Source organism: Prevotella sp. P4-67, assembly GCF_002251325.1.
Taxonomy (GTDB): Bacteria; Bacteroidota; Bacteroidia; order Bacteroidales; family Bacteroidaceae; genus Prevotella.
Window position 1 is genome coordinate 189,905 of sequence record NZ_NPJL01000033.1, and the last position, 6,125, is coordinate 196,029.

The following is a 6,125-nucleotide window of genomic DNA, read 5'->3' on the forward strand; positions in this document are numbered from 1 at the left end:
CAAACTTAATACAAAGTAAAATGAAGCTATTACATACTATCTGTGCTGCCTTTATTATGGTGGCCATAACAAGTTGCGACGAACACCGTGAGTTTCCTGACACGGCAATGAAGACCTGCGACATACTATGTACAGATGGAAAGGTTGTGCGCTATGAAGACATGAAAAGTCAGGGAAAACAACCTATTGCCGTTGTGTTCCATATCAATCAAAGCAATGAATCTCAGGGAACAGGTTATGCCGTTTATCTTTGGGACATTGCGCCAGAAGCATACAGTGACAGTATCGGCGTGAAGCATAATACTTCGGCCAATATTACCGCTTTCGACGGGAACATGAATACTCATTCCATGTACTCATCTGGGGCATCTCCAGCTGCAACAGCAGTCTTTGATATGTGGCAATATGGACAGAGTGCCTTCATACCATCAGTGGCCGAGATACGTTTGCTTTATGGTGCGAAGAACACGGTAAACGACTATATAAAGAAGTGTGGTGGCGATGTCATATCTGATGATCCTGACGAGTGTTGGTATTGGACTTCAACGGAGGTGAAAGATATGGAATCGGCTAAGGCATGGTTGTTCTCTCTTGCGTCTGGAGCACTTCAAGAAACACCTAAAGAACAATCACATAAAGTACGCCCAATCATCACTTTATACAATTAGAGTTTACAACATTTTAAGTAAGAAATGGAAGAAACTAAAGAGCTTCAAACTGCCTACAAGATATTTCGCGCAGTCATCTATGTGTCGCTACTCTTGGAGTTTTTCGAGTATGCCATTGACCCGGAACTACTTGACTACTGGGGCGGCATAGTTTGCGATGTTCATGACCGAATCAAGCGGTGGTTCATCTATCTGGATGGTAATCTTATCTGGAGTAAGATTGCAACATTCGTGATTATATGTATCACCTGTATTGGAACCAGAAATAAGAAGCATTTGGAGTTTGATGCAAGACGGCAGGTGCTCTATCCCCTTGTCAGTGGTGTAGGTATTACAATCCTGTCCATTTGGCTGTTCGGCTATCGAATGGACATGCGGTTCTACATGATTCCGCTGAACATCTGGCTCTACATGGCAGCTACCATCCTTGGAACCATTCTAATTCATGTTGCACTTGATAATATCTCGAAGTTCTTGAAGGAAGGTCTTCTGAAAGACAGGTTCAACTTTGAGAATGAATCATTCGAGCAGTGCCAGGAACTGATTGAGAATAAGTATAGCGTGAATATACCAATGCGCTATTACTACAAGTCGAAGTTCCGCAAAGGATGGGTTAACATTGTCAATCCGTTCCGTGGCACTTGGGTTGTCGGTACTCCTGGATCTGGTAAGACCTTCAGCATCATAGAGCCATTTATCCGTCAGCACAGTGCCAAAGGCTTTGCTATGGTGGTATATGACTACAAGTTCCCGACGCTTGCCCAGAAGCTCTATTACCATTATCGCAAGAACCTTGCAGCCAACAAAAAGGCTGGCAGAGACTTTAAGTTCAACATCATCAACTTCGTGGATGTGGAGTATTCACGCCGTGTGAACCCTATTCAGCAGAAGTACATTGGCAACCTTGCAGCTGCCAGCGAAACGGCTGAGACATTGCTCGAATCTCTACAAAAGGGAAAGAAGGAAGGTGGTGGCGGTAGTGACCAGTTCTTCCAGACATCAGCCGTCAACTTCTTGGCTGCCTGTATCTATTTCTTCGTTTCTTACAAGAAAGTACCCTACGACAAAGACGGTAATCCGTTGATTGCAGAAATGACTGAAGAACCAAAGACCCATCGACCCAAGCCTACAGGCCGAGTATTCGATCATTCTGGCAAAGAGGTTGAACCTGCTTATTGGCTTGGGAAGTACAGCGACATGCCTCATATCCTGTCATTCCTCAATCAGGATTACCAGACCATCTTCGAGGTCTTAGAGACTGACCCAGAGGTCGCACCTTTGCTTGGCCCGTTCCAAACGGCCATGAAGAATAAGGCTATGGAGCAATTGGAAGGTATGATTGGTACGCTGCGCGTCTATACCTCACGACTGGCCACCAAGGAATCCTATTGGATTTTCCATCGTGACGGCGATGACTTTGACCTGAAAGTGAGTGACCCTGCTAACCCAAGCTACCTTCTGATTGCTAACGATCCAGAAATGGAAAGCATCATTGGCGCATTGAATGCCCTTATCCTGAACCGAATGGTCACCCGTGTCAATACAGGTCAAGGTAAGAATATCCCTGTCAGCATCATCGTCGATGAGTTGCCAACGCTCTATTTCCATAAGATTGACCGTCTGATTGGCACGGCACGAAGCAACAAAGTGAGTGTTGCCCTCGGTTTTCAGGAACTTCCACAGCTCGAATCCGACTATGGTAAAGTCGGTATGCAGAAGGTCATTACAACTGTCGGCAATGTCGTGTCTGGCTCTGCCCGTGCCAAGGAAACCCTTGAATGGCTTTCCAATGACATCTTCGGCAAAGTCGTTCAATTGAAGAAAGGTGTGACGATTGACCGTGACAAGACATCCATCAATCTCAATGAGAATATGGACAGCCTTGTACCTGCATCCAAGATTTCCGATATGCCTACAGGCTGGATTGCTGGTCAGACAGCTCGTGACTTCATTAAGACCAAGACTGGCCATAACGGCTCCATGAACATTCAGGAGTCTGCCGAGTTCCAGACCTCCAAGTTCTACTGCAAAACCGACTTCGACATGAAGGAGATACAGGCAGAAGAGGCAGATTATGAGAACTTCAAACTTCCCAAATTCTATAAATTCCCGTCAAAGGATGCCAAGGAGCGCATCTTATATCAGAACTTCTGCCAGGTTAATCTTGACGTGAAGAACATGATAGACGAAATAAACAAATTCAAGACCAAATGATTTTCAAAACAGTATTAACAACCTTATTCCTTACTCTTTGTCTGGGCATGGATGCTCAGGCAAATGAGTCGCCAAAACAAGCATCTATTTTTGCACTTCAACCATTTGAGCGAGCTATCTGCTGCATCAAATATTATGAGGGAATCCATCGTAAGAAGGATTATCCTTATGTTGGCTATGGCCACAAGCTAAGACCAGGAGAGCGTTACTCTTCGAATATGTCTCTGAGAGAAGCCGACGCGCTCTTGCGTAAAGATCTGAAGGAACTATGTACAATTTTCAAGCAATACGGAAAAGACTCCCTCCTACTCGCCGCATTAGCTTATAATGTTGGGCTTTATAGAATTCTCGGTAGCAGAACCAAGTACCCCAAAAGTACACTCTTGAAGAAGATTGAATCTGGAAACAGAGATTTCAAAGGCGATTATGTCCAGTTCTGCCATTGGAAGGGGAAGAAAATATCTTCAATAGAACGTCGCCGTTATACAGAGCTATTACTTCTATATTCAGAATGATAGTATCATGGATATTGATTTGTATCTATGCAATACCTGGAATAATGACAGATTAGTCGACAGAAGAACCTACCTTCTTGTTTTCAGTTCCTCATAAAATTTGCGGCGATCTTCTTCTGATGCAGAACCTCCTAACTTTTCGAGATAGTTTTTAATTTCAGGATGTTTCGACAAATAGTTTGTATATTCTCTAAACAAATCTTCTTGAAAGCAAGAGTTTATATTTAGAGTTTTTGCTTTGTCAAGAATATGAAAAAAGTGAATTATACATTGTTTGTTTTGGAATAATTTAAATGGCCTGGCATTTGATTTTACTCTCTGCGCATACTCTCTTAATGATGATGATATTGCATGCTTAGAATTAAAAACGAGCAGTTCATTTGCCTCATTCGCGATAAGCATATTAATTGCTTCAATCTCTTTAGGTTCACTTATCGTTACTTTGCCTTTCCTGTTTCCGATTTTGTATACATTTGAATCATAAAACAATATCAACAGCTTCGGGCTTAGTGGCATCATTATACATACACCTTTATAGCCAAGTATTTTCACTCCTGCATACCCTAAAAAATCAAAATATGGATTAATAATAAAAGCAGGACAATCGGAGGTTATAAAAGTAGAGCTGCATTTAGAGTCTATACAAACTAATTTAAATGACAAATCAGCCATATTTACTACCATACCAGCATAGACACTTAATGAAAATAATGGAGGCTCATCAAAACGAAATACTAAATGAGGATCAACTTGTTCCATACCAGTACACCGCTTAAATATTTCTAACGACATTTCATTAACATCATCACTTAGTCTTTCGGACATATAAACAGTACGACCAAGTTGCATCATTACATACGTTAAAATATTCAAGCGTTCAACCTCATGTAAGTTATAATCATTATTATTATCCAGTTTATGGAATGCTAACATGCATAGTCGTTCTATCTCTGCCAGAGCATCTTCTACATTCTGATTTTTTGAGTAAAAGTAATCTTTACTCATTGTGTTTTTTATTGAAGATTGGTTAATTAGAAGATTCTTCTTTATGTTATATACTCCTATGCTCTTACCATCGTTTGAGAACAAACGTTGGTAAGACTGAGGAACAAAGTGATGATTTTTCTTTTCAGCCATTATTTATTACTCAAATATCCAATATAAATTGTCATAAGGGCACCACTTTGCGTAAAACTTGTTTATATAAAAAGCTACCCCAAACGTTCTTGACGTTATTTTGCCTTATTATTTGAAATACTTATCAATGAAGTTTACCTGCTCCTCATTAAGTATAGAATATTGAGTGTAACGGCTAATACCAATGGACTCTAATTCATCGTAGCCAAGCTCTTCTCCCCCATACATTGAGGCTACAGGGGTAAACTCATAGCAGTCATTATCAGGAACAAAGGGAGCTATCCAACAGCTTTTATCATGTCGGGGTACACTTGTATTGGTTACTTCTAATTTGTATCTAATTTGATAATGTCCTTTTCCAGACATGAAGAGATACACGATGTCACCGACATTGAGCTTTTTGTCAGATTTGCGCCAAAAGAGCTTTCCAAATAGGGCAACACTTTTTGGATGATCAAGGAATCTTTCATTTCCTTTGAGCAAAACGTATTTTATACTATTCATAATAATCTTTTGATCCTTTATGTTTTATATCTTTGAAAAATTTGGCCATAACTATTAACCCAGGATAGGCTCTGTCATTATCATAACAAACCATATCATCATCCAATTCCCACACTGACATAAAATCTGGAGGAGTAATACCTTTCAAATCTACATACAAGCGAGTAAGCATCTCACATTCCTGTGAAATAAAAGTTTCTCTAACATTCTCTTTCAGCTTCGTACCGCTGTGTGACGTAATAAAATGAAGACCTAACCGAATTACACCTTTAGTTCTTTCTTCAAAGTGCTTAATCTCATTTTTGATATTGTCAAGTTGGACGATATTCATAGTGCGCCATCTTTGTAACAATCTCTCGTCGTTTGTTGAAGATGTTGCGAAGTTGTCATAGCTATGTTTGACCTCTATAACAAAACTATAGTCCTTATAGATACACCAATAATCAATTCTACCTTGCGAGTCTTCAATTTCCAACCCTTTCTTTCTGCTGTTTCGCGTCATTGGATATTCAGCAAAAGCAAGACCCTTGCAAAGCGAGTTCAGGACGGGCATAATTAGCGTGTCAAGCTGCCGCTCCCTAAACAAGAATGGAGGTTCATAAAAATTATATTTCTTGGAATTGAAAGCTAAAGCATGTTTTGACATGCCTACGAAAAGTTTTTTGGTCAATTCGTAAGCAACTCTATAGTATTCTTCATTAGATTCCTTGGCAGAGAACAAGAAACTCTGAGAATCAATTTTTGAATGTCGATATTTCATACAAGTGCAAATCCATTTTGTTTCAACCTTCTAAATTCTGAGCAACTTATTGTAAGCCCATCTTTCAAATATCAATTATTACAGTTTTTGCAATAAAGACTCTGCAAAAATACAAATAAAAAGTCGAAAAACATGAATAACAACAAGAAAATGCAATTATATGAATGACTTACCCTAAAAAAACTTGACACTTTTGGATACCTAAAACAAAAGTGTATGAGAACAAAAGTAAAACGTGAAAGAGATCGTGTCCTAAATGAAGCGACAGGTCAGTATGAATGGGTATGGGTAGAATCCACTCGCTACATTCATGATGAAGAAGATCGA

At 39.9% G+C, this 6,125-nt stretch carries 6 protein-coding genes; 3 read left to right on the forward strand and 3 right to left on the reverse strand.

The window, feature by feature from the left end; translation table 11 throughout:
• Positions 1 to 20: 20 nt before the first annotated feature.
• The 3 genes from CIK92_RS05725 to CIK92_RS05735 are packed head-to-tail and all read left to right on the forward strand — an operon-like array spanning position 21 to position 3,397.
• Positions 21 to 668: a hypothetical protein gene (locus CIK92_RS05725; protein ID WP_094386543.1), complete on the forward strand. Its 648-nt coding sequence runs from the start codon at positions 21 to 23 to the stop codon at positions 666 to 668.
• Positions 669 to 692: 24 nt separating this feature from the next.
• On the forward strand, positions 693 to 2,882 hold the full coding sequence (locus tag CIK92_RS05730; RefSeq protein WP_094388438.1) for a type IV secretory system conjugative DNA transfer family protein: 2,190 nt from the start codon (positions 693 to 695) through the stop codon (positions 2,880 to 2,882).
• The gene (locus tag CIK92_RS05735) at positions 2,879 to 3,397 is read left to right on the forward strand and encodes a glycoside hydrolase family protein (RefSeq protein WP_094388439.1); all 519 of its coding nucleotides are present in this window, start codon (positions 2,879 to 2,881) and stop codon (positions 3,395 to 3,397) included. The genes CIK92_RS05730 and CIK92_RS05735 overlap by 4 nt, the downstream gene beginning before the upstream one ends.
• Positions 3,398 to 3,466: 69 nt before the next feature.
• Here CIK92_RS05735 and CIK92_RS05740 read toward each other — a convergent pair whose 3' ends face one another.
• The 3 genes from CIK92_RS05740 to CIK92_RS05750 all read right to left on the reverse strand — a co-directional run bounded on the left by CIK92_RS05740 (position 3,467) and on the right by CIK92_RS05750 (position 5,798).
• Entirely contained in the window at positions 3,467 to 4,534 is a 1,068-nt protein-coding gene (locus CIK92_RS05740; RefSeq protein ID WP_094388440.1) for a DUF4238 domain-containing protein, read from the reverse strand.
• 108 nt (positions 4,535 to 4,642) lie between these two features.
• Positions 4,643 to 5,038 (reverse strand): hypothetical protein, encoded by a 396-nt coding sequence (locus CIK92_RS05745; RefSeq protein ID WP_094386551.1) that lies wholly within the window; start codon positions 5,036 to 5,038, stop codon positions 4,643 to 4,645.
• Positions 5,031 to 5,798: a hypothetical protein gene (locus tag CIK92_RS05750; RefSeq protein WP_094386553.1), complete on the reverse strand. Its 768-nt coding sequence runs from the start codon at positions 5,796 to 5,798 to the stop codon at positions 5,031 to 5,033. The genes CIK92_RS05745 and CIK92_RS05750 overlap by 8 nt, the downstream gene beginning before the upstream one ends.
• Positions 5,799 to 6,125: the final 327 nt, after the last annotated feature.

Coding starts and splice junctions, on each gene's coding strand:
- CIK92_RS05725 (WP_094386543.1), top strand. CDS start 21: ATGAAGCTATTACATACTATCTGTGCTGCCTTTATTATGGTGGCCATA.
- CIK92_RS05750 (WP_094386553.1), bottom strand. CDS start 5,798: ATGAAATATCGACATTCAAAAATTGATTCTCAGAGTTTCTTGTTCTCT.
- CIK92_RS05735 (WP_094388439.1), top strand. CDS start 2,879: ATGATTTTCAAAACAGTATTAACAACCTTATTCCTTACTCTTTGTCTG.
- CIK92_RS05730 (WP_094388438.1), top strand. CDS start 693: ATGGAAGAAACTAAAGAGCTTCAAACTGCCTACAAGATATTTCGCGCA.
- CIK92_RS05745 (WP_094386551.1), bottom strand. CDS start 5,038: ATGAATAGTATAAAATACGTTTTGCTCAAAGGAAATGAAAGATTCCTT.
- CIK92_RS05740 (WP_094388440.1), bottom strand. CDS start 4,534: ATGGCTGAAAAGAAAAATCATCACTTTGTTCCTCAGTCTTACCAACGT.